Annotated in this window: 25 protein-coding genes; 9 read left to right on the forward strand and 16 right to left on the reverse strand. The window is 69.5% G+C overall.

The window, feature by feature from the left end; translation table 11 throughout:
* Positions 1-10: 10 nt before the first annotated feature.
* Complete coding sequence (locus BHS09_RS34155) at positions 11-1,549, forward strand: trypsin-like peptidase domain-containing protein (protein ID WP_140800142.1); 1,539 nt, start codon at positions 11-13, stop codon at positions 1,547-1,549.
* Here BHS09_RS34155 and BHS09_RS34160 read toward each other — a convergent pair.
* A complete protein-coding gene (locus BHS09_RS34160; protein WP_174258972.1) occupies positions 1,530-2,171 on the reverse strand; it encodes a YdcF family protein in 642 nt (213 codons plus the stop codon). The two genes, BHS09_RS34155 and BHS09_RS34160, sit on opposite strands and share 20 nt — an antisense overlap.
* A gap of 259 nt (positions 2,172-2,430) precedes the next feature.
* Here BHS09_RS34160 and BHS09_RS34165 point away from each other — a divergent pair, with 259 nt between their 5' ends.
* Together BHS09_RS34165 and BHS09_RS34170 are read left to right on the forward strand one after the other, a co-directional pair.
* The gene (locus tag BHS09_RS34165) at positions 2,431-2,817 is read left to right on the forward strand and encodes a hypothetical protein (protein ID WP_174259083.1); all 387 of its coding nucleotides are present in this window, start codon (positions 2,431-2,433) and stop codon (positions 2,815-2,817) included.
* Positions 2,818-2,934: 117 nt separating this feature from the next.
* On the forward strand, positions 2,935-3,486 hold the full coding sequence (locus tag BHS09_RS34170) for a hypothetical protein (protein ID WP_140800143.1): 552 nt from the start codon (positions 2,935-2,937) through the stop codon (positions 3,484-3,486).
* A 24-nt stretch (positions 3,487-3,510) separates the two neighbouring features.
* Here BHS09_RS34170 and BHS09_RS34175 read toward each other — a convergent pair whose 3' ends face one another.
* Positions 3,511-4,374: an endonuclease/exonuclease/phosphatase family protein gene (locus BHS09_RS34175; protein WP_140800144.1), complete on the reverse strand. Its 864-nt coding sequence runs from the start codon at positions 4,372-4,374 to the stop codon at positions 3,511-3,513.
* Positions 4,375-4,647: 273 nt separating this feature from the next.
* Here BHS09_RS34175 and BHS09_RS34185 point away from each other — a divergent pair, with 273 nt between their 5' ends.
* Positions 4,648-4,869: a hypothetical protein gene (locus tag BHS09_RS34185; RefSeq protein ID WP_140795560.1), complete on the forward strand. Its 222-nt coding sequence runs from the start codon at positions 4,648-4,650 to the stop codon at positions 4,867-4,869.
* Between the two features lie 38 nt (positions 4,870-4,907).
* Here BHS09_RS34185 and BHS09_RS34190 read toward each other — a convergent pair whose 3' ends face one another.
* The 3 genes from BHS09_RS34190 to BHS09_RS34200 all read right to left on the reverse strand — a co-directional run bounded on the left by BHS09_RS34190 (position 4,908) and on the right by BHS09_RS34200 (position 6,996).
* The gene (locus BHS09_RS34190) at positions 4,908-5,531 is read right to left on the reverse strand and encodes an MXAN_6652 family MXYO-CTERM-anchored protein (protein WP_140795561.1); all 624 of its coding nucleotides are present in this window, start codon (positions 5,529-5,531) and stop codon (positions 4,908-4,910) included.
* A gap of 72 nt (positions 5,532-5,603) precedes the next feature.
* Positions 5,604-6,341: a TetR/AcrR family transcriptional regulator gene (locus BHS09_RS40005; RefSeq protein ID WP_140800145.1), complete on the reverse strand. Its 738-nt coding sequence runs from the start codon at positions 6,339-6,341 to the stop codon at positions 5,604-5,606.
* Positions 6,322-6,996 (reverse strand): DUF4336 domain-containing protein, encoded by a 675-nt coding sequence (locus tag BHS09_RS34200; RefSeq protein WP_140800146.1) that lies wholly within the window; start codon positions 6,994-6,996, stop codon positions 6,322-6,324. The genes BHS09_RS40005 and BHS09_RS34200 overlap by 20 nt, the downstream gene beginning before the upstream one ends.
* 159 nt (positions 6,997-7,155) lie before the next feature.
* Between BHS09_RS34200 and proS the strand changes: the two genes are divergently transcribed.
* From proS to BHS09_RS34220, 4 genes are all read left to right on the forward strand, one after another.
* On the forward strand, positions 7,156-8,607 hold the full coding sequence (gene proS / locus BHS09_RS34205; RefSeq protein ID WP_201800543.1) for a proline--tRNA ligase: 1,452 nt from the start codon (positions 7,156-7,158) through the stop codon (positions 8,605-8,607).
* A 182-nt stretch (positions 8,608-8,789) separates the two neighbouring features.
* Complete coding sequence (thpR, locus tag BHS09_RS34210) at positions 8,790-9,347, forward strand: RNA 2',3'-cyclic phosphodiesterase (protein ID WP_140800148.1); 558 nt, start codon at positions 8,790-8,792, stop codon at positions 9,345-9,347.
* Positions 9,348-9,426: 79 nt separating this feature from the next.
* On the forward strand, positions 9,427-10,044 hold the full coding sequence (locus tag BHS09_RS34215) for a YiiX family permuted papain-like enzyme (RefSeq protein ID WP_140800149.1): 618 nt from the start codon (positions 9,427-9,429) through the stop codon (positions 10,042-10,044).
* 53 nt (positions 10,045-10,097) lie between these two features.
* Positions 10,098-12,158, forward strand: a complete 2,061-nt coding sequence (locus tag BHS09_RS34220) for a putative metal-binding motif-containing protein (RefSeq protein ID WP_140800150.1) — start codon at positions 10,098-10,100, stop codon at positions 12,156-12,158.
* A 6-nt stretch (positions 12,159-12,164) separates the two neighbouring features.
* Here the strand turns inward: BHS09_RS34220 and BHS09_RS34225 are convergent, their stop codons facing one another.
* The 9 genes from BHS09_RS34225 to BHS09_RS34265 all read right to left on the reverse strand — a co-directional run bounded on the left by BHS09_RS34225 (position 12,165) and on the right by BHS09_RS34265 (position 20,017).
* Positions 12,165-12,932: a methyltransferase domain-containing protein gene (locus BHS09_RS34225; RefSeq protein WP_140800151.1), complete on the reverse strand. Its 768-nt coding sequence runs from the start codon at positions 12,930-12,932 to the stop codon at positions 12,165-12,167.
* A 100-nt stretch (positions 12,933-13,032) separates the two neighbouring features.
* Positions 13,033-13,779 (reverse strand): hypothetical protein, encoded by a 747-nt coding sequence (locus BHS09_RS34230; protein WP_237077734.1) that lies wholly within the window; start codon positions 13,777-13,779, stop codon positions 13,033-13,035.
* 151 nt (positions 13,780-13,930) lie between these two features.
* Positions 13,931-14,686, reverse strand: a complete 756-nt coding sequence (locus BHS09_RS34235; protein ID WP_140795570.1) for an ABC transporter ATP-binding protein — start codon at positions 14,684-14,686, stop codon at positions 13,931-13,933.
* Positions 14,683-15,567, reverse strand: a complete 885-nt coding sequence (locus BHS09_RS34240) for an ABC transporter ATP-binding protein (RefSeq protein WP_140795571.1) — start codon at positions 15,565-15,567, stop codon at positions 14,683-14,685. Before BHS09_RS34240 ends, BHS09_RS34235 begins: the two co-directional genes overlap by 4 nt.
* Positions 15,564-16,628, reverse strand: coding sequence for a branched-chain amino acid ABC transporter permease (locus BHS09_RS34245; RefSeq protein ID WP_140800152.1), 1,065 nt, complete (start codon positions 16,626-16,628; stop codon positions 15,564-15,566). The genes BHS09_RS34240 and BHS09_RS34245 overlap by 4 nt, the downstream gene beginning before the upstream one ends.
* Complete coding sequence (locus tag BHS09_RS34250; protein WP_140795573.1) at positions 16,628-17,548, reverse strand: branched-chain amino acid ABC transporter permease; 921 nt, start codon at positions 17,546-17,548, stop codon at positions 16,628-16,630. Before BHS09_RS34250 ends, BHS09_RS34245 begins: the two co-directional genes overlap by 1 nt.
* Complete coding sequence (locus tag BHS09_RS34255) at positions 17,548-18,753, reverse strand: ABC transporter substrate-binding protein (protein ID WP_140795574.1); 1,206 nt, start codon at positions 18,751-18,753, stop codon at positions 17,548-17,550. The genes BHS09_RS34250 and BHS09_RS34255 overlap by 1 nt, the downstream gene beginning before the upstream one ends.
* Positions 18,754-18,876: 123 nt before the next feature.
* Positions 18,877-19,596, reverse strand: coding sequence for a YsnF/AvaK domain-containing protein (locus tag BHS09_RS34260; RefSeq protein ID WP_237077735.1), 720 nt, complete (start codon positions 19,594-19,596; stop codon positions 18,877-18,879).
* Positions 19,597-19,630: 34 nt separating this feature from the next.
* Positions 19,631-20,017, reverse strand: coding sequence for a hypothetical protein (locus tag BHS09_RS34265; protein WP_237080002.1), 387 nt, complete (start codon positions 20,015-20,017; stop codon positions 19,631-19,633).
* Positions 20,018-20,355: 338 nt separating this feature from the next.
* On the opposite strand from BHS09_RS34265, the gene BHS09_RS34270 reads away from it, so the two are divergent.
* Positions 20,356-21,174 (forward strand): YsnF/AvaK domain-containing protein, encoded by an 819-nt coding sequence (locus tag BHS09_RS34270; protein ID WP_174260612.1) that lies wholly within the window; start codon positions 20,356-20,358, stop codon positions 21,172-21,174.
* A 57-nt stretch (positions 21,175-21,231) separates the two neighbouring features.
* Here the strand turns inward: BHS09_RS34270 and BHS09_RS34275 are convergent, their stop codons facing one another.
* Together BHS09_RS34275 and BHS09_RS34280 are read right to left on the reverse strand one after the other, a co-directional pair.
* Positions 21,232-22,677: a serine/threonine-protein kinase gene (locus BHS09_RS34275; RefSeq protein WP_237080003.1), complete on the reverse strand. Its 1,446-nt coding sequence runs from the start codon at positions 22,675-22,677 to the stop codon at positions 21,232-21,234.
* A gap of 120 nt (positions 22,678-22,797) precedes the next feature.
* Entirely contained in the window at positions 22,798-23,094 is a 297-nt protein-coding gene (locus tag BHS09_RS34280; RefSeq protein ID WP_140800155.1) for a hypothetical protein, read from the reverse strand.
* Between the last annotated feature and the right edge of the window lie 10 nt (positions 23,095-23,104).

A 23,104-nucleotide genomic window follows, 5' to 3' on the forward strand; every position in this document is an offset into this window, starting at 1 on the left:
GAGGAAGGCGATGAGGGTACACGCGCGCGGGGTGGCGGTAGGGGTGCTGCTGAGCCTGGTGGCCTGCCGGAAGGACGCGGAGGAGCCGCCTCCTTCCACGGTGACCTCCGCGCCGAAGCCGGCCGAGCCTCCCCCGCTGCCCACCGGACGCGCCGTGGCGCTCGCCTCCGTCGCGCCCCTGGTGGCATCCGTGAGTCCGGCCGTCGTCAACGTGGAGGTGCGCCTGGGCGCGCCCACGCCCGGCGAATCGAAGGACACGCCCTGGGGTGGTGACGGTCCCTCGCCTTTCGGAGGTTTGCCGTTCGACGGTCCCCCTTTCGGCGACGCCCCCGAGGACCCGCTGTCTCCCTTCGAGGCTCCCTCGCCCTTCGCACCGCCGGTGCGCGAGGGCATCGGCTCCGGCTTCATCATCGACGCCAGGGGACTGGTGCTCACCAACCACCACCTCGTGGAAGGCGCGGAGGCGATCCAGGTACAGCTCGCCGACGGGCGCGACCTGGAGGCGCGCGTGCTGGGCTCGGACCCGCTCACCGACGTGGCGGTGCTCCAGCTCGAACGCCTGGACGGCGGCAAGCCCTTGCCGGTGGTGCGGCTGGGAGACTCGGATGCGCTGCGTGTGGGGGACTGGGTGCTGGCCATTGGCAATCCCTTCGGCCTGACGTCCAGCACCAGCCTGGGCATCCTCGCAGCGAAGGAGCGCGACATCGCGGCGGGCCCCTTCGACGACTTCCTCCAGACGGACGCCGCCATCAACCCGGGCAACTCCGGCGGGCCGCTGTTCAACCTGAATGGCGAGGTGGTGGGCATCAACACCGCCATCGCTGGCCAGGGCTCGGGCATTGGCTTCGCGGTGCCCAGCAACCTCGTCAAATCGCTGCTGCCCCAGTTGGAGAAGAAGGGCACCGTCACCCGGGGTTGGCTGGGGCTGATGGTGCAGGACATGACGCCCGATTTGGGCGAAGCGCTGGGCGCGCCGGTGCAGGAGGGCGCGGTCGTCACCGACGTCACGGCGGAGACAGCGGCGGCCCGAGCCGGGCTGCGGCCGGACGACATCATCGTCGCCGCGGATGGGCAGCCCATTGACTCGGCGGGCGCGCTCACGCGACTGGTGGCGCTGAAACCACCGGGCGCGGAGCTCACGCTCGCCCTCTACCGGGACGCGAAGAAGCGCGACGTGAAGGCGACGCTGGGCACGCGGCCCGACCTGGAAGGCGTCGCCGAGAAGGAGCCGGCCGTCGGGGGCTCGCAGCGCCCCGCCGAGCATCGCGTGGGGCTGAGCCTGATGGACATGGACCCGGCGCTGGCGGAGTCCCAGGAGCTGCCGCCCTCCGGCGCCTTGGTGACGGAGGTGGCCCCCGCCTCCATGGCCGAACACGCCGGCATGCTGCCGGGCATGGTGGTGGTGGAAGCCGCGAACAAGCCCGTGCGCGGCGCGAAGGACGTGGTGACGGCGCTGCGGAAGACAAAGCCCGGCAAGTCCGTGCTGCTCCGCGTGGCCCTGCCGGGTGGCGCGCTGGAGCTGCGCGCGCTCACGGTGCCGGAGGAGTAGGCGCGCGCGCCAGCAGCACGCGGGGATGCAGGAGCAGCGCGACGGCCTCGCGCACCGTCCAATAAATGCGGTCGAACGTGTCCAGGTTGCGCTCGGTCTCCAGCGCCGGACTGGTGGCCACCTCCCAGCCATACAGCCGGAAGTAGTTGCGCGCGCGCAGCAGGTGATACGGGTCCGACACCACCACCACGCGCCGAGCCCCCAGCCCGCGCAGCACCTTGGCCGTGAGCCGGGCATTGTCGTCGGTGGAGTGACTGCCCTCCTCCAGGACACACGCCTCCGCCGGGACGCCCATCCGCGTCGCCAGCGACAGCATGGCGCGCGCCTCGGAGGGTGGATTCACGCCCACGCCGCCGGAGAAGACGAGCCGGGGGGCCACGCCGCGATGGTACAGCGCCACCGCGTGCTCGGTGCGCGCGCGCAGCGCCCCGGAAGGCACGCCCCCGGGCAACACGCGCGCGCCCAGCACCACCAGCACGTCCGCGGGCGCGGCCTGCTCGCGCTGACCGAAGCGGTCCACCACCCAGGCGAGGCCGAAGACGCCGCACGTCAGCACGCCCGCGCCCACCATCAGGAGCCGAAAGAGGCGCGCGGTGCGCGGCGTGAGTGACGTGGGCGGCACCCTCCGCACGCTAGCCTGAAGTCGTCCCTCCGCCACCGCGCCAATCCACGCCGATGCCTGGAGGCCACACCGCCGGGGTGGCAAGGCTTGCCAGCGCTGGCGCTTCACCTGAGCGCATGTCCCGACGGGCCCTGGGAAGGCCCGGGGAATGAACCGCATCTCGGCCGCGGCGCGTCGTGACCCGGCGCGTGCGCGGCATGACACGCGGGCCCGGGCGGACTGGACGTGGCCCCATGGGTGCGCTCCAATCCCCCGGGTGATGACTCCTGAAGACGCAACGAAGGCCCTGTCGGATGTGGAGCTGGTGCCCTGCGCGGAGATGGCGCTGATGGACGCGCGGCGGCTGGTGGACGCCTGCCTGGGCGCGGACGTGCCGGCGCTCGTGCATCGCGAGGCCTGCAGCAAGCCGGGCTGCAGCCCGAAGTTCCAGGTGCTGGTGCGCCCCGAGGACGGCCCTCGCGTGGCAGCCCTGCTCCAGCAGCGGTGGATGGACAGCATCGAGCGCGAAGGCCTGGTGCCCATGGGACGCACCGCCGCTCCGGCTGCTCCCATCCCCGAGGACGGCGAGCCGCCCTGCCCGGCCTGTGGCACCGCCGCGCCGCTGCTGGAAGGCGCCTGTAGCGACTGCGGACTCCAGCTCGATTGAGGGACGAGCGGACGCGAGCGGCTGTCACGTCACCGCTTCGTCTCATGAAACATTTACAGCACACTGTGGCCTGCAAACCCAAACGCGGGGCGTCCGCGCCCCCCGCGGAGAGCGTGAATGGAAGTCAAAGGCGTCGCCTTCCTGGCCCGGCAACAGTTGATGGTGCAGACCCATGGGGAGGCGGCCTGGAAGGCGTTCCTCACCGACTTCGCGAAGAAGGAGCCCTTCTACTCCAAGCCCGTGATGCCGGTGTCGCGCATGCCGGCGGACGCGTTCCTCCGGCTCAACGACGAACTGCTGGCGCGCTTCTACAACAACAACCCGAACGCTTATTGGCAGTTCGGCGTGAAGTCCGCCGAGTACGCCCTGGGCCAGGGGCAGCTCAAGGCGATGTTCAGCCAGGGTGACTTCCGGCGCTTCCTGCTGTTCACCCCCGGCATCTGGAAGGGCTACTTCACCGAGGGCGACCTCAACGTGCTCCCTGGTCAGGACCACACCGACCTGCACATCACCAACGTTCCCCGGCCGCACCCCTACTTCGAGCTGTCCGTCATGGGCTTCGCCTCCGGCGGACTGGCCTACCTGGGCGCGCAGAACCTCGAGCACCAGGTGCTCAAGGGCTTCACGCGCGACGACAACGAAGTGCTGTACCGCTTCAACGTCGGCTGACGCCCGCGCCGGCCCGCGCCTTACTCAAGGCGCGGTGCCGGTGGCCGCGCGCTCGGCGACCACGGGCATGGCTTCCGGCTTCAGCCGCAGGTCCGCCACCACGGGGTAGTGGTCGGACACGTCCACGCGCAGCACCCGGCTGGCCACGGACGTGAAGGCATCACACGCCAGCACGTAGTCGATGCGCAGCGTGGGCAGGAAGAGCGGCAGCGGATACGTGCCTCCCGTGCCTCCGGTCGCAGCGGCGACGTCATGCAGGGCCCGCCGCAGCAGCCGCGTGGAGCGTGAATCCGGTCCGTCGTTGAGGTCCCCCATCAACACCTTGGGCCGCGAGTCCTGTGCCATCAGCCGCGCCACGTACGCGCTCTGCCGCACGCGGGTGTCGCTGTTGAAGGGCCGGCGGATGAGGTGCGTGAGGTAGACGCTCACCTCGCGCCCGTCCACCTCCACCACCGCATGCGCCACCGTGCGAGGCTCCGCGCCGCGCGGCCCTGGCAGCGGGTACTGCGCCAGCGCCTCCAGCGGGAAGCGCGACAGCACGGCGATGCCGTAGGCCCCGCCGAACAAATCCGTGGTGCGGAAGTGGGCGCGGTGCTTCAGGCCGGTGAGGCGGGACAGCTCCTCCGTCTGGTCCAGGCCGCGCGCGCGGGTGGACCCCACGTCCACCTCCTGCAAGGCGACGACGTCCGGCACCGCGGCGCGAATCACGTGCGCCACGCGCTCCAACCCGCGGGCACCGGATTGGATGTTGAAGGTCATCACCCGCAGCTCTCCCGGGACGCGCCGTACGGCGGCGACGGACTCGATGGAGGCGAGGTGGCTAGGGCCGGTCACACACGCGAGCGGCCCCATCAGGAACAGGATGGGGAGGAGGCGGCGAAGGCTCATGGGCGGAAGGGGCGCGATGTTAAGCCCCCTCCGCGGACCTGTCGCCCTGCCCCCCAGGCTCGTCCGGAAGGCAGCCGGCCTGGCGGGCCATCAGCAAGCAGGGTGGCGAGGCCGTGTCCGCCCTCCACGGGAGGGGCCCGACCCGGGAGCCGGCCTGCGTCCGGTCCGGGCCACCCTTCCCCCTGCTCCATCCCACGCCCAACCTGTTTCTTCATGAAAACGACACTGGCATCCGATTCGTCTGGCCGGTCCCGCTGGCGCTCGTGGGCGCTGATGGCCATTCCCGCCGCCCTGCTGCCCGTGGGACTCCTGCGCTACCGCGCCCGGCGCCGCGCACGCCGACCAGCGCCCCTGCGCAGCGCCGTGGGACTGGGACTGGTGTCCGTGGCCATCCTGCGGCTGGCGGGCAACTCCCGGCGAAAGATTCGACGGGTGCCGCCCTTCGCCGCCTTCCTGCCCGACGAGTTCACCGCCTCGGTGGCCTCCGGTCACTGACGGCGCTGTCGCGCACGGAGGCCTCCTTTCAACGAGGCCTAGCGGCGGCGGCGCAGGCGGGTGCCGAGCAGCACCAGGGCCGCGCCCAGCAACGGGATACCGCCCGCGGCGGCGCAGCCACCGCCGTCATCACCACCACCGTCGCCGTTGCCGCCGCCAGTCGCCACGGTGACGTTGAGCGTGGTGGCCGCGGAGGCGTCTCCCTGATCGGTGCCGTTCTCGTTCACCGAGTTGCCCGCGCCGTACAGGGTGACGGTGCCGGGAGTGGACGGCGCCACCAGGGTGAAGTCGAAGCGGGCCGCGCCGCCGGAGAACGCCTGGATGTTCTTGTGGGTGACTTCCCCGCTCAGCTTCTGCGAACCCGTGCCCGGGTTGAGCGTGCCGCCGTTGTCGCTCACCGCCACGTTGTAGCCCGCGCCGGAGGCCGGACCGCCCCGGACGACGAGCGTGTAGTTGCCGGTGGCGCCCGGCGCCAGCGTGGCGGGCCCTTCGATGGTCACCGTGGGCGCGCTGCCGCCGGTGTGGCACTCTGCACAAGTGAGGCTTGAGCCCTGCTTGCCGCTTCGGCCACTGATGCCCATGGAATTGGCGAACGCGGAACCGGAGACAAGGCACGCCGACACAACGCCGGCAACTCCGAGTGATGCAAGGTACGACCGCATGAAGCCTCCAAAAAGGAACGACGGGAAGGAGGCTCTCTACATAGCGCGCCCCTCCCACCCTTCACAGCCACCCTAACGGCCGCTACTGCGCAGCAATACCGCACAGGCCTCGTCACGAAGTTGAGACAAGGTGAAGCGCGTTCCCACACCGGAGTGCTCCAGTCCGGCCCCCAGGGAAAGCACCCCGTGCGCCACGGTCCAGGCCAGGTTGGCCAGCCGACGCGGCTGGAGCCCCGGGGCCAGTCGGCCCGCGCGCGCATCCGCCTGGAGCCGCGCCTCCAGCACGTCATTCAGCTGTCCACTCAGCGCCAACACCCGTGATTGGTGGGCCTCGGATTGCCGCCCCATCAACTGTGGCCACAGATAGACGACGCGGAAGCCGTCCAGGTCCTCCGAGTACAAATCCACCCGGGCCCGAACCAGCGCGGCCAGGGCCTCCACGCCGCTGGCCGCGGCCGTCACCGCCGCCTCCAGCACCTTCACCTCGCGCTCCAGTCCCTCCACCGCCAACGCCCCCACGAGGTCCTCCTTGGAGCGGAAGTAGTAGAAAAGTGAAGGCTTGCTCAGGTCCGCCTCCGCCGCCACGGCCTCCAGGGTCAGTCCCAACACCCCGCCCCGAACCAACACCGCCCGTGCGGCGACGAGGATGGCCTGACGGCGTCCCTCCTGACGCCGCGCCTTGCGCGCCTCGCGCTCGGAGGGCTCGGCGGTGGGAGCCGGCGCGGGGATGGGCGCGGCGGGTGACGCGGCCGGGCGACGGCGGCCCGGCGCGGGCTTGCGGCCACCGCCGCTAGAACCGGGCAAAGGCATTCCGCACCGCCTCCCGGCCGCCCTGCTCCACCACGTCACCGTGACACACCACCACGCGCTCCACGTCCCAGGCCTGGGCCCGCGCCAGGGACGCGCGCACGGCCTCCCGGTCCTTGATGACGGAGCGGATCAGCATGGTCGGCGCCAGCCGCTGCCACGCGCCGCTCAGCTTCAGGTACATGCGGGTGAACCACGAAGGCGTCCGGTGCACGTTGAACGCCAGGTCGGTGACGAACAGCGTCTGGCTCGGGCGGTGGAAGAAGAGCAGTTCGTCCACCTTGGGCATCCCCTGGACGAGCACCTGGTCCAGGACGCTGGCCCAGCTGGCCTCGGCCGTGTCACCCAACTCCAGGTCGATGCGCAGGTCCGGCCGCTTGCGCCGCAGCGCCGCGGGCGCGGCCACCTTCGCGTCTGGATAGGCCGCCGCCCAGTCCCGCACGTACAGGTGGTGCATCAGGTTGGGCGCCACCAGGAAGCGCACCGGCCCGAGCGCATCCACCGCCGCCCTTGCCTCCGGACTGAAGCGGACGGGCGAGTGGAGCCACAGCCCCCCATCCGGCAGGCGAACGGCCGTCATCCGGCCCCCCAAATCCATCCCCCCGATGCGGAACTCCACCGCGAGCACGTGCACGTCGTCGGCCACCTGGCGAAACATGACTGCCTCCTGGATGCGGATTCAACCGGAGCTCATTATTCTGACCATTGGTCGAAAAATACAATCCCGTCCAGGAAGAGACCCAGTGCCCGTCCGGGTGACGGGGCCGTTGATTTCCGGGTGGGCCCGGCGTAGGCAACCGTCCTCTTTCCACGACTTTTGAAGGGTGCTCCGCACATGGCCGAGAAGCTCACGCCCCGCGAGAAGGGCTTTTCCGAGTGGTACGTCGACCTGGTCCAGAAGGCGAAGCTCGCCGACTACTCGGACGTGAAGGGCTGCATGGTCATCCGGCCCAATGGCTATGCGCTGTGGGAGAACATGCAGCGCGTCCTGGACAAGATGTTCAAGGACCTGGGCCACAGGAACGCCTACTTCCCGCTGCTCATCCCCGAGAGCTACCTGAAGAAGGAAGCCGAGCACGTCGAGGGCTTCAACCCGCAGCTGGCCGTCGTCACCCACGCGGGTGGTTCCAAGCTGGAGGAGCCCTACGTCATCCGGCCCACCAGTGAGACTATCATCAACCGCAGCTTCGCCAAGTGGATCCAGAGCTACCGGGACCTCCCGATGCTGCTGAACCAGTGGGCGAACGTGATGCGCTGGGAGATGCGCACGCGCCTGTTCCTGCGCACCACCGAGTTCCTCTGGCAGGAAGGCCACACCTGTCACGAGACGGAAGAGGACGCGGAGAAGGAGACCCGGCAGATGCTGGAGGTCTACCGGACCTTCGCCGAGGACTACATGGCGATGCCGGTGCTGACCGGCCAGAAGTCGGAGTCCGAGCGCTTCGCCGGCGCGCTGCGCACCTACAGCATCGAAGCGATGATGCAGGACAAGAAGGCGCTCCAGGCGGGCACCAGCCACAACCTGGGACAGAACTTCGCCAAGGCCTTCGACACCCAGTTCCAGGGCCGCGACGGCAAGATGCACCACGTGTGGCAGACGTCCTGGGGCGTGTCCACGCGCCTCATCGGCGGCCTCATCATGACCCACTCGGATGACGCCGGCCTCATCGTCCCGCCGAAGCTGGCGGCCACGCACGTGGTCATCATCCCCATCTTCGGCAAGGCCTCCGACGCGGAGAAGGCGCAGGTGCTGGAGAAGACGAACGCGCTGGCCGCGGACCTGCGCAAGGCCGGCCTGGGCGTAGTGCTGGACGACGACGACACCAAGAGCCCGGGCTTCAAGTACAACGAGCACGAGCTCATCGGCACGTGTCTGCGCATCGAGCTGGGGCCCAAGGACCTGGCCAAGAACTCCTGCGTCATGGTCCGCCGCGACGTGCGCCAGAAGGAGTTCGTGTCGCTGGACGAGGCCGTGTCCAAGGCCCAGGCCATGCTGGACGCGATGCAGAAGGACCTGTTCACCAAGGCCAAGTCCTTCCGCGACTCGCACACCTTCGAGGTCAACTCCTACGAGGAGCTGAAGGAGAAGGCGGACCAGGGCTTCCTGCTGGCGCACTGGAACCTGGACCCCAAGGTGGAGGCGCGCATCAAGGAGGAGACGGGCCTGACGACGCGCTGCCGTCCCTTCGACCTCAACCAGGAGCCGGGCAAGTGCGTCGTCACCGGCGAGCCTTCGCCGGGCCGCATCGTCTTCTCCAAGGCGTACTGAGTCCCTGTCGCATCAGGGGCCGGCGGTGGGGCACGACACCGCCCGCCGCCGGCTCGAACTGGAAGGCGCCCCCCGCAGCGCTCCTGGTGGCACCGGACACGAGCAGGGCGACACCCACCGGCTCCCATGCTGAAGAGAGTCGAAGGACTGTGTCTCGCCCACGATGTCAGGAGCCGTGAGTCATGCGCCTGTTCACCGCCGTCACCCTGGGGCCCGCCATCGAAGCGCGCACCACCGAGGAGTTGCACCGGCTGCGCCCCCTGGCCCCCCAGGCCCGCTGGGTGAAGCTGGAGGGCCTCCACCTCACGCTCGTGTTCCTGGGCGACGTGGATGACGCACGCCTGCCCACCATCCACGACGCCCTGGCGCCGATCGGAGCTCGGCATTCCCCCTTCGTGCTGTCTGTCGTCGGTGGCGGCGCTTTTGGCGCGCCCGCCCACCCACGCGTGCTCTGGGCGGATGTGTGCGGCGCCACGGACGCGCTGAAGGCCTTGCAAGCGGATACCGCCCAGGCGCTCCAGCCGCTTGGCTTCGAGTCCGAGCATCGCGAGTACACCGCGCACCTCACGCTGGCCCGCGCGAAACACCCGCGTGGAGACGCCGCCCTCCTCGCATGCGTCCAGGCGCTGAAGGACACGTCACTGGGCGAAGGGCGTGTGGACCAACTGGTGCTCTTCGAGAGCAAGGGCGGCCATTACCTGCCCCGAGTGGAGGTGCCCCTCACCCGCACGCTGGGGTAGCGGCACCCTCGTGACGGCTGGCATCCAGGCTGCACTCTCCGCACTCCGGAAGCAGCCAGGCACCTGAAAGGACTCGTCAATGCGGTGGATGGTCATGCTGATGGTGTGGTTCGGGGCCCACAACGCGGGCGCGGCGCCACATGAGGGCCTGGAGGCCAGGTTGCAGACGGGAGACATCGTCCTGCACACCTCGCGCTCCTCGCAGTCACAGGCCATCCAGAAGGCCACGCAGAGCCCCCTGTCCCATGTGGGCATGGTGGAGGTGACCGAACAGGGCGCGTGGGTCGTGGAGGCCGTGCAGCCGGTGCAGCGAATCCCGTTCTCGAAGTGGAAGGCCCGGGGCGTGAAGGGCGGCATCCTCGTCCTACGCCCTCATGAACTGAGCGAGGCGCAGCGCCAGCAGGCGGTGACGGCGGCCAAGGCGCACCTGGGCAAGCCGTATGACTGGCACTTCGGTTGGGGGGACGACGCGATGTACTGCTCGGAGCTGGTGCGCAAGGCCTACGCCCAGGGGGCGGGCTTGGAATATGGGAAAATGGAGCGGCTGGACTCGCTCCGCGTGAAGGGCCTGGAGCACCAGCTCCGCGAACGTTACGGGAAGCGGGTTCCCCTGGATTTGGAGCTGGTGACGCCCGCTAGCATCGCCGCGGATGTACGCCTGGAAGTGGTCCACTCCGACTTCCCGTCCGTGAGGTAGGTGCGGGCTCGCGAGGATGCAGCGGCGGGGCACGGACGCGATAGAGTGTCCGCATGCGACGCGTTCTGGTGCTCCTCCCTCTCCTCGCGCTGGCCAACTGTAAGAAGGACGAAAGCCCTGGCGCTGCCAAAGTCACGGTGGACTACTCGGGCTTTCTGCCCGGCTGCGTTCAGGTGAACGCACGCGACGAGGGCAGCGGCAAGGAGCTCTCCACCACCGTTGCCGGCAAGGGCGAGCCCACCGGAGGCTCGCTGACGGTCGCGGTGATTGCGCCCAGCGGCTGGGGCTCGACCATCCAGGTGGAGGCGCGCGCCTTCGAGCAGACCTGCGAGGCCGCGAGCCCCGTGGTGACGCGGTCCACGTCCGTGACGCTGACGCCAGGAACCCCCGTCCCGGTGGCCCTGTCCCTCCAGGCGACGGATGGGGACGGCGACGGTTACGTCTCCGTGCTCACGGGCGGCACGGACTGCCATGACAACAACCCGAACATCCACCCGGGCGCGACGGAGCTCTGCAACAACGTCGACGACAACTGCAACGGGCAGTCGGACACGGTGGAGCTGCGCCTGGGCCAGAGCTGCACGGAGGGCGAAGGCTGTGAGGGCGTCCGTGCGTGCGGTGGGAACGGCGAGGTCATCTGCAACATGCCGCTGGCCGCGTATGCCTACCCCGACGTGGACCAGGATGGACACGGCGACCGGAACGCCGCTCCCGTCGCCTTCTGCGCCGGAATCCCGCAGGGCTATGTCACGGGTCCCGCGGACGACTGCAACGACAACAACGCCAGCATCCGGCCAGGAGCGACGGAGCTCTGCAACGGCGTCGACGACAACTGCAACGACCAGATTGACGAGACGTTCACCGACCTCGGCACGGCGTGCACCGCGACCGCCCAGTGCCCCGGCGTCTACGTCTGCGACGCCTCGGGCATCGCCACCACCTGCCAGCCCACGGCGACGCCCAACGACTGGTTCCTGGACGGTGACGGAGACACCTTTGGTGATGGCACGGCCGTGACGTCCTGCGTCTCGCCTGGCGCGGGCTACGTCGAGGCTGGTGGTGACTGCAACGACGGCAACCCGTTCACCTACCCTGGCGCGCCGGAGTTGTGCGACGGCCTGGACAACAACTGCGACGGGAATGTCGAAGGCCCCGAGGTCTGCCCGAGCGGTGGTGCCAACTGGGCGGCCCGGACCGTGGGTGCAACCAATCAGGAGTGGCGCTCCATCTTCACGGAGGTCTCAGGTGATGTGACTGTCGTGGGCAATCAGGGAGGCGTCGCGATTCTCACGCCGGGCTCGACCACATTCCAGACCAACGCGACCAACTGCGGCGACAACAACAGGGGCTGGAACGCCGTCTGGACGGACATGGCCAACCAGGGCCGCCTCTACCTCGGCTCGTCGGGAGGTAGCCTCACCTTCCTGGACAGGAGTCAGAATGCCTGCACCCAGACGCATGACATGTCCCGATGGATCCGAGGGCTCGTCGGCTTCCGCCGCGAAGGGACCCTTGAGATTCATGGGGTCACTGAGAACTCCGGCTCAGCGAACCAAGGCCTGACTTTCACGTGGACCGGAGAAGCCGGGGCGAATGAGCTGAAATTCGGAACCACCACTGTCGGGCCGCTGCACGACGTCCACGGACGTTCCCGGTCATTGCTGTTCGCGGTGGGCGGCTTCGATGGAGGGTCCAGCAGACCTCGAATCTACCGTTTCAACACCAACACCAGTCAGTGGCAGTCGGAGAGCGTGGAGACCGCAATCTCAGGCCTGGGCCGACTTCGCGGCGTCTGGGTGGTGAACGACAAGGTCGCCTTCGCCGTCGGTGACCATACGGGCGGGAAGAACACGGTCCTCCAGTGGGACGGCAGCAACTGGAGCAGGCTGTCCTTCCCCGACACTCACAAGGAAGAACTGACCTCCGTCGTCGCCTTCGGTTCGAAGTCCGTCTACGTCACCGCGTTCAACGGCCGCATCTACCGGTACGACGGCACGGGGTGGCAGATTGTCTTCGAGAACACGAGCCTGCGCTTCAACGACATCGCTGGCACCAGTCCCGCGGACCTCTGGGTCGCGGGCAACGCGGGTCAGATTCTCCACTGGCCCCAGTAAACCGGCTCACCTCACCCGCCGCGCCACCACGAAGCGGCGGGTGAACGGGAACGGCGTCCCATACGGCTGCGCGGGATAGGACTCGCGCAGCAACGGGCGCAGCGTCTCCACGAAGGCGCGCGCCTCCTCCTCCCCGAGCGCCGCGAGCACGGGCCGCAGCGTCGTCCCCAGCAGCCACTCCAGCACCGCGTCCTCGCCCGGGAGCACGTGCAGGTACGTTGTCTCCCAGGCCTCCACCGTCAGCCCCAGGCCGAACAGCCAGGACGCATACACAGGCAGGGACTCCACCGGCCTGCGCCGCACGGGCGCCAGGACAGAAGCGAAGCGCGGCAAGGCCCGCACCTCGTCGACACGCCGGTGCGAAGGCGCATCGAAGTTGGCCGGCACCTGGAAGGCCAGCACCCCGCCGGGCGCCAGCTTCGCCACCAACCGCCCGAGCAACACCTCGTGGTCCGGCAGCCAATGCAGCGCCGCATTGGACACGAGCACGTCCAGCGGCGCGGGAGGCTCCCAGTCCGCGAGGTCCGCTACCTCGAAGCGCACCGAGCCCACGGACGCACCGCGACGGGCCGCCTCAATCATCTCCGAGGACGCATCCACACCGGACACCTGGGCGGACGGCCAGCGCTCGGCCAACACGCGCGTGAGGTCCCCGGTGCCACACCCCAGGTCCGCGACCTGGGAGGGCGACGCCGCGTCCACCCGCGACAGCAAATCGAAGAAGGGACGCTTTCGCTCGTCGCGAAAGCGTGAGTACTGCGCCGGGTCCCACATGGCGGCCTCCTGTCATGGGAGAACCTAACGCCCAGGGTCCTTCAGCGCGGTATCGCGGGACACGCTCCCCAGGAAGGAAGCGTGTCCCAGGGACAACGCTCTACTTGGCGCGGCGGCGACGGGCGCCCGCGTCCGGCGCGCTCCCGGCGTCCTCGCCACCCTCCACGGCGGCCCCGGTGCCGTCGGCCGCACCGGCCGTCCCGGCGTCCGTGCCCGCGTCGGCCTCCGGGAGCTCAATCTTCGGCGGCGGGTTCACCAGCGTGAGCGAGGTGAGGAACTCGTCCGCGCCCGGCGCGCCGATGCCCGCGTTGTAGACGGTGATGAGGTTGTACACGCGCGGCCCCACCAGGAAGCTGCGGCCCTTCACCTCGCCGCTCGGCGACGCCAGCATGTAGGCCTTGCCCGGGTAGCCATCCAGGGTGATGTCCTCGGAGCTCTTCAGCTCGCCACCCACCTGCCCGGCGATGCCCTGGATGCCGCCGTTGATGAGCGCCTCGGCGGGCACCGTGGCGACGAACGCCTCCGGGTAGTCCACCGCGTTGACGATGTAGCTGACACCGCCCTCATTGGCCGCGTACGTGACGAGCGTGGCCTTGTCCGTCCGCTTCGGCAGGGCGGCCTCGCTGCGCTGCGCCTGCGGCGGGGGCCCCGGCAGCTTCACGGTGAAGCCCTCGGGAGCATCCATGACGTTGAACGCGACGGCGGGGGTCTCCTCTCCACCCTCGTTGGCGACCTCCTCGATGGTCGAGGTGGCTTCCCGGTTATCGGGCTTCTGCTGACCGGCGCACGCGGCGGCAATCAGCGACAGGGTGGCGAGGCTGGCGACAAGGCGGGACAACGGGGACATGGGCACACTTCCTGAGTGTGGTTGAACGCAGCGCGTCGAAGGACGCTAGACGAACTTCCTGGTTGCTGACTACCCGACTTTGGGAGGGGAGCCATTTTCATTGCGCGCCGGACTCTACCGGAGCGTCGGCGAGAGGACGTAGCACCCGCCACTACTCGCCGAGATACGCACGCCGGACCTCCGCGCTCTCCAGGAGCGCCTTGCCCGGCCCCGCCATCACGACCTCGCCCGTCTCCAACACATAGCCGTAGTGCGCGGCGTTGAGCGCCAGATGGGCGTTCTGCTCCACCAACAGCACGCTCACGCCCGTGGCATTCACCTCGCGCAGGGTGCGGAAGATGGCCTCCGTCACCTGCGGCGCCAGCCCCAGCGAAGGCTCATCCAACAGCAGCAGCTGCGGCTTGCTCAACAGCGCGCGCGCAATGGCCAGCATCTGCTGCTCGCCGCCCGACAGCGTCCCCGCCATCTGCTTGCGGCGCTCCTTGAGCACCGGGAAGAGCGTGAAGCTCTTCTCCAGGTCCTGCTGGATGCCGGAGGTGTCCGTGCGCAGGTACGCGCCCAGCTCCAGGTTCTCCTGGACGGACATGTTGGGGAACACGCCCCGGCCTTCCGGCGCGTGCGCCATGCCGCGCGGCACCAACTGGTGCGCCTTCATGTTCGTGGTGTCGTGCCCGTTGAACTGGATGCGTCCGGCGCTGGGCTTGAGCATGCCGCTCACCGCGCGCAGGGTGCTCGTCTTGCCCGCACCGTTGGCGCCGATGAGGGCCACCACCTCGCCCTTGCCCACCGTCAGTGACACACCCTTGAGCGCCTGGATGGCGCCGTAGTGCACCTTGATGCCGTCCACCGACAGCAGCGGCGGGAAGGCCTGGCGCTCCCCCAGCGTCTTCACCTGCGCGTCGCTCACGCCGCCCCTCCATGGCTCTCCAGATAGCTGTCACCCAGGTACGCCTCGATGACCTTCCGGTCGCTGCGCACCTGCGCCGGCGCGCCCCGGGCAATCGTCTCGCCGTGGTCCAGCACCGTGATGGATTCGCAGATGCCCATGACCAGCTTCATGTCGTGCTCGATGACGAGCACCCCCAGCTTGAAGTCGTCCCGAAGCTTGCGGATGAGCACCATCAGGTCCGCCTTCTCACGGGTGTTCATGCCCGCCGCGGGCTCGTCCAGCAGCAGCACCTTGGGCTGCGTGCCCAGCGCGCGCGCGATTTCCAGCCGGCGCTGCTCGCCGTAAGGCAGGTTGCGAGCCTCCTCGTCGCGGCGGTGCGACAGGCCCATGACCTCCAGCAGGTGCTCCGCCTGCTGCGTCAACTCCCGCTCCTCCTGCTGGAAGCGAGGCGTCAGCAGCAGCGCGCGCCACCAGTCGCGGTAGTTGATGAAGGCGCCCTTCACCTTCGCGCCCAGCCCCACGCCTTCGGGGTGCAGCGAGCCCTGCGCCCGGCACGCCACCTTCACATTGTCCAACGCGGTGAGCGCGCGGAACAGGCGGATGTTCTGGAAGGTGCGCGCCAGCCCCAGGTGGTTGATTTGATGCGGCAGCCACCCGTTCACCCGCTGCCCGCCCACGCGGACCTCGCCCTGGGTGGGCTGGTACACGCCGGTCAGCACGTTGAACGCCGTGGATTTACCGGCGCCGTTGGGGCCGATGAGCCCCTGCAGGTCACCCTGCCGCACGGAGAGGTTGAAGTCCGTCAGCGCCTTGAGGCCGCCGAACTGGATGCTCACCCCATCCGCCTGGAGCAACGGCGCTCCGGCCTCCGCCTTCGTCTCCTGCACGGCCGCGCTCACGCCAGCCCCCTGCGCTTGCGCGGAATCCACCGCGGCAGCACGTCCCAGATTTCCTTCGTCCCGAACAGGCCCTGGGGCCGCGCCAGCATCAGCACCACCAGCAGCAGGCCGTACACGGGCATGCGAATCTGGTCCACCTTCTGCGCCAGGCTGCCTTCAGCCCCCAGCAGGGTGAACAGCGAGCGCATGCCTTCGGGCAGCAGTGTGAGGAACGTGGCCGCGATGATGGCGCCCGTCGTGGAGCCCAGGCCGCCCAGCACCACCATGACGACGATTTCCATCGACTTCACGAAGGTGAAGGAGCCGGGGTTGATGATGGGCACGAAGTGCGCGAACAGCGCGCCGGCGATGCCGGCGAAGAACGACGAGATGACGAAGGCGCGGACCTTGTAGCCCGTGGTGTCCACGCCCATGGCCTCGGCGGCCACCTCGTCCTCGCGGATGGCCCACAGGCTGCGGCCGTGGCTGGAGCCGGTGATGCGCCGGGCCACCAGCACCGTGAGGAACACGAAGAAGTACACCATGGCCGGCGAGGACGTCTGGGGGATTCCGGAAAGGCCCAGCGCCCGGCCGAACGCGTCCGTGTTCTGCACCACCACGCGGATGATTTCGCCGAAGCCCAGCGTGACGATGGCCAGGTAGTCCCCGCGCAGCCGCAGCGAGGGCAGGCCCACCAGGAAGCCGCATAGCGCCGCCGCCAGGCCGCCCACCAGCAGCGACACGACGAAGAACACCTGGTCGCTGACCGCCACCGACAGGAAGGAGAGCGCCACGTCCTTGAGGTTCAGCGACAGGACGCCGGAGATGTAGGCCCCCACCGCCATGAAGCCCGCATGGCCAATGGAGAACTGCCCCGTCATCCCGTTCACGATGTTGAGGCTGACCGCGAGGATGATGTTCACCCCCACCACCGACAGCAGGTAGGAGGCGAAGGGCGCATCGCTCATCAGCCACTGGAACAGCGCCAGCACCGGCAGCGCCAGCAGCACGGGCAGCAGGCCGCGCAGCGACGCGGGGACGGCGGAGCGGGCCTGGGGGACGGGAATCGCCGGAGTCTCCATCAGACCTTCTCCGCGGCGACGCGGCCGAAGAGGCCGCCCGGCTTCACCAGCAGCACCAGGATGAGGAAGCCGAAGGCCACCGCGTCACGCCAGGTGCTGGCCGCGTAGCCCACCACGAACTCCTCCACCAGGCCCAACACCAGGCCGCCCACCACGGCGCCCTGCACGTGGCCGATGCCACCAATCACCGCCGCCACGAAGGCCTTGAGGCCCACGTACAGGCCCATCAGCGGGCTCACCGACGTGTCCTTGATGGCGTAGAGCAGGCCGGCGCCCGCCGCCAGCGCGCTGCTCAGCATGAACGTCAGCGCGATGACGCGGTCGGTGGGGATGCCCATCAGCGCCGCCACGCGGTGGTCCCAAGACACCGCGCGCATGGCCTGGCCGAAGCGCGTGCGGAACACCAGGTACTGCAGGCCCACCATCAGCGCCACGGCGATGCCGAAGCTGATGACCTGCCAGTTCCACACCACCACGTCCCGGTCGCCAATGACGAGCCACTCCACCGGCTCGATGACCTCCGGGAAGGCCCGCGGCGCCGCGCCCGGCAGGAAGCCGATGTCCAGTTGGAAGCCGTAGGACAGCGCGAAGGAGATGCCGATGGCGGTGATGAGCGCGGTGAGGCGCGGCTTCTCCCGCAGGGGGCGGTACGCGAAGCGCTCGATGAAGAACCCGAGCAGCGCGCAGCCCAGCATGGCCACCGCGAACACGACGGCCACGCCCAGCAGGGAGCTGCGCATGTCGCGCCCGAGCGCGAACGCGGTGGCGTAGCCCATGTAGACGCCGACCATCATGACGTCGCCGTGGGCGAAGTTGATGAGCTTCAGGACGCCGTACACCATCGTGTAGCCAAGCGCGACGAGCGCGTAGATGGTGCCGGCGGCCAGGCCGTTGATGAGGTGCTGGAGGAGCTGCGCCATTAGGGATTGATGGTCGTGACGTACTGCGTCTTGCCATCCTCGACCTTGAGGACGACGGCGGACTTCACGGCGTTGCGCTGGGCATCCAGTGTCACCGTGCCCGCCACGCCCGGGAAGTCCTTCGTCTGGGCAATGGCGTCACGCACGGAGGGGCCGCTCAGGTCCTTGGCGCGCTCCAGGGCGCCCACCGCCACGCGGGCGGAATCGTAGCCCAGCGCGGCCAGGGCGTCCGGCACCGCGCCGTACGCGGCCTTGTAGTCCGCGATGAACTTCTGCACGCGCGGATCCGGGTTGTCCGGCGAGTAGTGGTTGGAGAAGTAGCTGCCCTCGATGGCGCTGCCGCCCAGCTCGAAGAGCTTCTCGGAGTCCCAGCCGTCGCCGCCCATCAGCGGAACCTTCAGGCCCACCTCGCGCGCCTGGCGGGCGATGATGCCCACCTCGCTGTAGTAGCCCGGCACGTAGATGCCTTCCGGCTGCGACTTGCGGATGGCGGTGAGCTGGGCGCGGTAATCCGTGTCGCCCTGGCTGTAGCTCTCCACGGCCGTCACCTTGCCGCCCATCTCCGTGAACTTGCGCCTGAAGACGTCCGCCAGGCCAATGGAGTACGCGCTCTTGTTGTCCTGGAGCACCGCCACCGTGTTCAGCTTCAGGTTCTCCCGCGCGAACTTCGCCATCACGAAGCCCTGGAACGGGTCGATGAAGCAGACGCGGAAGATGTAGTCACCCTTCTCGGTGACGGTGGGGTTGGTGGAGGACGGCGTAATCATCGGCACGCCCGCCGCCTGCGCCTTCTCCGCCATGGCCAGCGAGTTGGACGACGCCACGTCACCGAGGATGAGCGCGACCTTGTCCTGCGTAATCAGGCGCGTGGCGGCCTGGGCGGCCTCCTCGGGCTTGCTCTGGTTGTCGTAGACGCGGATGGACAGCTTCTTGCCCTTCACCCCGCCCGCGGCGTTGGCCTCCTTGAGGGCCAGCTCGATGCCGTTGCGCGTGGAGATGCCGAAGGTGGCCTGGCCACCGGTGAGCGAGCCCACCTGGCCCAGCAGGATGGTGTTCGCGTCCGCCGGAGCGCCCCCGGGCGCCGCCCCCTGCCCCTGCGCGGCCTGAGTACCTCCTTCACCCGAAGGAGCAGGCTGCGTCTTCTTCTCGCAAGCGGCCACCATGACGGCGAGCGCGGCGAGGAGCATCGGGGCAAGTCGTCGCATGCGGGGCTTCCCTTCTCGGAAACTGACACGGCAAAGCCCTGGTTTTCTAGGGGACACCTCTCCATGGGTCAAGCGTGCAGCCGTCCCGAGCCCCCGTCACACACCCCCTGTGCGGCGCGTCAGTCAGGAGTGCAGCCCGTCCAACGGGCCGTCGTGGAGCACCTCACCCCGCTCCTCCACCTCCGCCGTCTCTTTCCGAACGGTGGCGTGAACCTGCCGGAGCACCTCGTCGGTGTACCGGGAAACCGCAACCTCCTGCCAGACATGCACGGACCTGGTGACCTCCACCCGCTCCTCGCGCAGGGGGATGACGAAGGTGCCCGCCTCGAAGGGTACCAGCCCCTCCAGCACCGGCCGGGCGGACGCCACGGCCTCTGGCGCCGGCGGGCCCTCGGCGTCCACGGCCTGTTCGGACACCCGCTCCACCACCAACTCCTCGCGGCGCACGGGCACGGAGAAGTGCCGCACCTCGGTCCGCACCACCTTGTGGATGCGCACCTGTCCTGCCTCCCGCACCACCACGTGAGGATGGGCCTCCTCGCGGGCCAGGGGCACCACGAGCTCGCCGGGCGTCGCGAACTCGGCGGAGAGCACGGATTCGGGGTGACCTGACCGCGCCTGCGCCGGGCCTTCCTGCGCCAATGACACCTCGTCCCGCGTCAGCCCCAGGTGCACGTCTTCTCCGCGCACGTCCACCACGTCGCCGTAGCGCGCGGTGAAGGACTTCAGCCGCAGCAGCCCTCCTTCGATGGCGAAGGTCTCCCCGCCACAGCCCACCACGGTGCCCAACCGGGTCCCATCCGCCGTGAAGACCCGCATCCCTTCCCGTACGTCCGTGCGCATCGGAGGACTCCTCTCGTGTGGTGTGGTTCGCGGCTCACGCCTGCGTGGGCAACCCGGGCTCGTTCCAAGGATGCTCCCGGCCATTCGGCCCGCGCCGGAGCACCCGCTCCAGGGGCGTGCTGGGGCGCTCCGGGTCCGGGGCCGTCTCCAGCGCCGCGGGCTTGCAGACAGCGGGCGGCGGGGCGGGCACCAGGGCCAGGACTGGAGGCGGCCGGAGCCGATGGCGCGCGAGCCGGCCCGCCACCAGGGCGCCCAGCATCCCGGAGGCGCAGGCCACGCCCACCACGGGGCCTCGCAGGTCCGGGCGGAGCAGCCGGTGGATGCCACGCACCACCAGGTGCGCCCCCACGCCCGCGGCCGCGCCGCCCATCCACGAATCACTCCAGCGCCACGGCTCCCAGGTTCCCTGCCTGCTCCTCATGACGGTCTCCCGTTGGGTGCTCACGGCACGCGGCCCGGACGCACCTCGCTTGAAGATGGGGTGGGCCGCCGCACCCTGAGAAGCCCCGGACCACGGCCGCCGGCGCGGTGTCGCCAGGGCAGGCGAAAGGACAGGCGGGCGTTCGGGCGGGCAGGCACGGTGCCAAGCCAACTGGCACTGTGTCCTCGGCCCCTGTCACCGGGACCGAGCGCTCACACCTTCCATGATGACCGGGGTGGAAACCCCAGGGCCTCGCGCTCGCACGCGGGGCCTCCACCAGCGCCGGGGTCCAAGGTGTGGCCAGCAGGTCCACCCGCCCCGGTCACGAGGAGCCAGCCATGTACCAACGCAGCGACGTCAACGAAGGGATGGTCGTCCGCAGCATCGACGGCGAAAAGCTCGGCAAGGTCTTCGCCGTCGGCGACGGCGAATTCCACATCGAGAAGGGCCTCTTCTTCCCGAAGGACTACCTGGTCCGGTACTCGGAAATCAGTCGCATCGACGGCTCGGAAATCATCCTCAGCCACGGCAAGGAGATGCTGAGCCGGCTGACGGAGGAGGACCGCACGGGCACCATCGCCGGCACGGGTGGCGGCGCGGGCGTGGGTCCGGGCGCGGTGGGACTGGGCGCCGACCGGGCCGCGGCCCGCGCCAGCACGGGCATGGACGCCACCACGGACACCGCGGGCCTGAGAGCCACGGACACCGCGGTGGGCGCGCGGGGCATCCACGGCCGAGAGGAGGACATCACCATCCCCCTGCACAGGGAGGAGGTGGACGTGCTCAAGCGGGACGTCCAGGCCGGTGAGGTCCGTGTCCACAAGGACGTGGTGGAGGAGGACCGGGAGATGGACGTGCCGGTGCGCCGCGAGCGCGTCCGCGTGGAGCGCCGGGACGTGAGCCCGGGACGCCCGGCGATGAATGCCTCGTTCCAGGAGGAGACCGTCGTCGTCCCGCTGCGCGCCGAGGAAGTCGAAGTCCAGAAGCGCACCGTCGTCGACGAGGAGGTCGTCATCCACAAGGACGAGGTGGATGAGGAGCGCCACATCTCCGAGCACGTACGCCGGGAAGAGGTGGACGTCCGCACCGAGGGCAGCGACGAGCGGGCTCGTACGCTGAACGCGCCCTCCGACGACCCGCTCAAGCGTGGGTACTGAGCGCGCCCCCGGCCCCTCTCTCCTCCCGGGAGGGGCCGGGTCTCCCTCCCCGCTTCGTCAGGGTGAGGACTTCCGGAGCCGCGGTCGCATGATGGGCGTTTCGTCCCGGGACAGCCCTCCCGCGGAGGCAGGCCTGGAGGGCGGGCGGTCCAACTGCATGAACTCGCGATGCCGGTCGGGGAAGTGCTTCGCCATGAGCCGCACCAGCTCCGAGTCGTTCGCCGGACGGCAGGCATCCGCCAGCCGGTCCGCCATCTCCCGCGCGCTGCCGAAGCGCGCCTCGGGGCGCTTGGCAAGTGCAGTCTCCAGCACGTCCCAGAGCGCCCGGGGGATGCGCGAAGGCCGCGGCGGAAGGGCCTCGTCGCAGATGGCGTGCATGGTGGCCAACTCGTCGGGCTTCTCGAAGGCCCGCGCGCCGATGAGCGCCTGGTAGAGAACGAGCCCCATGGCGAACAGGTCGCTTCGCGCATCCAGCTTCATGCCGCGCGCCTGCTCGGGGGACATGTACAGCGGCTTGCCCTTCACGATGCCCGGCAGCGTCACCGTGCGCTGGGCGCGGGCCTTGGCCACGCCGAAGTCCAGCACCTTCACCCGCCCGTCGAACCCCACCATGAGGTTGTGCGGGGACAAATCCCGGTGCACCAGCTCGAGCGGCGCGCCGTCCTCGCCTTGTAGCACGTGCGCCGCATGCAGCCCCGCCAGGCCCTGGCACACCACGGCCACCGCGTGCGCCGTCTCCAGCGGGCCCTTGGCCGAGCGGAGGAGCCGCGCCAGGTCCACGCCGCGCACCAGCTCCATGGCGATGTAGTACGCGCCCTCCGCCTCGCCGAAGTCGTAGAAGTGCACCAGGTTGGGGTGGGAGAGCCGCAGGCCGATGCGGGCCTCGTCCAGGAACTGCTGGACGATGGAAGGGTCCGAGGACAGGTGCGGGAGGATGCGCTTGAGGGCCACCAGCCGGCCCAGGCCCTCCGGGCCTCGGGTCCGCGCCACCAGCACCTGCGCCATGCCCCCGGTGCCCAGCGGTGTGACCACCTCATAGCGGCCAATGTGGCCCCGTGAGGCCGGAGGCGGCTCCGCGGTGAGCGCGTCCAGCCGCTCCAGCGCGCCCTTGCCGTCTGTCAGCGCGAGGAAGCCCAGCACGGCGGTGTCGAGCTGTTCGCCAATGGCTTCCACCAGCTTCATCACCAGCCCGCCGCCGCCGTCGAAGGCGCCCTCCACCACCAACCCCAGGCCTCCCAGCTCCAGGCTGCCCAGGGCCAGCCGCGTGCAGAAGAGCGTCCGGCCCCCATCCAGCTTGCGGACACCTCGCCAGTGCGCCGCCTCCAGGACGTCCACCCCGGGCTCGCCCAGCACCCGCGTCAGCACCGGGCCTCGCGTCCCTCGCAGGGACACGAAGCCCGCGCGCGCATGCACCAGCCGGGCACACTGCGTGAGAAACACGTCGAGCCCGGAGTCCAGGTCCAAGCCCCGCTCCAGGCAGTCCTCCAGGATGACGTCGGCCATCCGATGCACGGAGACCAGACCCCGGAGAAAAACGACCTCTTCCTCTAAAGAGGGAAAATCCACGGGCCCATTCAACACCCGGGACGTCCTTTTCAGGAAACCCGAAGCCGCCGGGACGACTTACACGCGCTCCCGGTCCTTCAACGGCGCCACGGCCGGAAGGTGCTCGGGCGCGCCGGAGCGGAGCGACCGGGGCAGGTGGTCATCCATCAGCCCGTGCACCTCCAGAACACGCTCCAGGTGCGCCACGCGCTCACGGAGCAGCCGCACCTCCATGCCGCCGTGCTGGGATTCCTTCAAACGGATGAAGGCCTCCACCAGGGGCTTGAGGGAGAAGCGAAGCGTGAGCCCGAAGAGGGGCACCCCCACCACCATGGCGGTGATGAGGAACATGACGATGCCTTCGGTGACGTCCATTGATGCGCTC

It is taken from the genome of Myxococcus xanthus, from assembly GCF_006402735.1.
In the GTDB taxonomy this organism is placed as follows: domain Bacteria; phylum Myxococcota; class Myxococcia; order Myxococcales; family Myxococcaceae; genus Myxococcus; species Myxococcus xanthus_A.

Excerpts from the sequence above, each read along its gene's own strand:
- BHS09_RS34155 (WP_140800142.1), top strand. The coding sequence starts at position 11 with ATGAGGGTACACGCGCGCGGGGTGGCGGTAGGGGTGCTGCTGAGCCTG.
- BHS09_RS34165 (WP_174259083.1), top strand. The coding sequence starts at position 2,431 with ATGACTCCTGAAGACGCAACGAAGGCCCTGTCGGATGTGGAGCTGGTG.
- BHS09_RS34170 (WP_140800143.1), top strand. The coding sequence starts at position 2,935 with ATGGAAGTCAAAGGCGTCGCCTTCCTGGCCCGGCAACAGTTGATGGTG.
- BHS09_RS34175 (WP_140800144.1), bottom strand. The coding sequence starts at position 4,374 with ATGAGCCTTCGCCGCCTCCTCCCCATCCTGTTCCTGATGGGGCCGCTC.
- BHS09_RS34185 (WP_140795560.1), top strand. The coding sequence starts at position 4,648 with ATGGCCATTCCCGCCGCCCTGCTGCCCGTGGGACTCCTGCGCTACCGC.
- BHS09_RS34190 (WP_140795561.1), bottom strand. The coding sequence starts at position 5,531 with ATGCGGTCGTACCTTGCATCACTCGGAGTTGCCGGCGTTGTGTCGGCG.
- BHS09_RS40005 (WP_140800145.1), bottom strand. The coding sequence starts at position 6,341 with ATGCCTTTGCCCGGTTCTAGCGGCGGTGGCCGCAAGCCCGCGCCGGGC.
- BHS09_RS34200 (WP_140800146.1), bottom strand. The coding sequence starts at position 6,996 with ATGTTTCGCCAGGTGGCCGACGACGTGCACGTGCTCGCGGTGGAGTTC.
- thpR (WP_140800148.1), top strand. The coding sequence starts at position 8,790 with ATGCGCCTGTTCACCGCCGTCACCCTGGGGCCCGCCATCGAAGCGCGC.
- BHS09_RS34215 (WP_140800149.1), top strand. The coding sequence starts at position 9,427 with ATGCGGTGGATGGTCATGCTGATGGTGTGGTTCGGGGCCCACAACGCG.
- BHS09_RS34220 (WP_140800150.1), top strand. The coding sequence starts at position 10,098 with ATGCGACGCGTTCTGGTGCTCCTCCCTCTCCTCGCGCTGGCCAACTGT.
- BHS09_RS34225 (WP_140800151.1), bottom strand. The coding sequence starts at position 12,932 with ATGTGGGACCCGGCGCAGTACTCACGCTTTCGCGACGAGCGAAAGCGT.
- BHS09_RS34230 (WP_237077734.1), bottom strand. The coding sequence starts at position 13,779 with ATGTCCCCGTTGTCCCGCCTTGTCGCCAGCCTCGCCACCCTGTCGCTG.
- BHS09_RS34245 (WP_140800152.1), bottom strand. The coding sequence starts at position 16,628 with ATGGAGACTCCGGCGATTCCCGTCCCCCAGGCCCGCTCCGCCGTCCCC.
- BHS09_RS34250 (WP_140795573.1), bottom strand. The coding sequence starts at position 17,548 with ATGGCGCAGCTCCTCCAGCACCTCATCAACGGCCTGGCCGCCGGCACC.
- BHS09_RS34255 (WP_140795574.1), bottom strand. The coding sequence starts at position 18,753 with ATGCGACGACTTGCCCCGATGCTCCTCGCCGCGCTCGCCGTCATGGTG.
- BHS09_RS34260 (WP_237077735.1), bottom strand. The coding sequence starts at position 19,596 with ATGCGCACGGACGTACGGGAAGGGATGCGGGTCTTCACGGCGGATGGG.
- BHS09_RS34265 (WP_237080002.1), bottom strand. The coding sequence starts at position 20,017 with ATGAGGAGCAGGCAGGGAACCTGGGAGCCGTGGCGCTGGAGTGATTCG.
- BHS09_RS34270 (WP_174260612.1), top strand. The coding sequence starts at position 20,356 with ATGTACCAACGCAGCGACGTCAACGAAGGGATGGTCGTCCGCAGCATC.
- BHS09_RS34275 (WP_237080003.1), bottom strand. The coding sequence starts at position 22,677 with ATGGCCGACGTCATCCTGGAGGACTGCCTGGAGCGGGGCTTGGACCTG.
- BHS09_RS34280 (WP_140800155.1), bottom strand. The coding sequence starts at position 23,094 with ATGGACGTCACCGAAGGCATCGTCATGTTCCTCATCACCGCCATGGTG.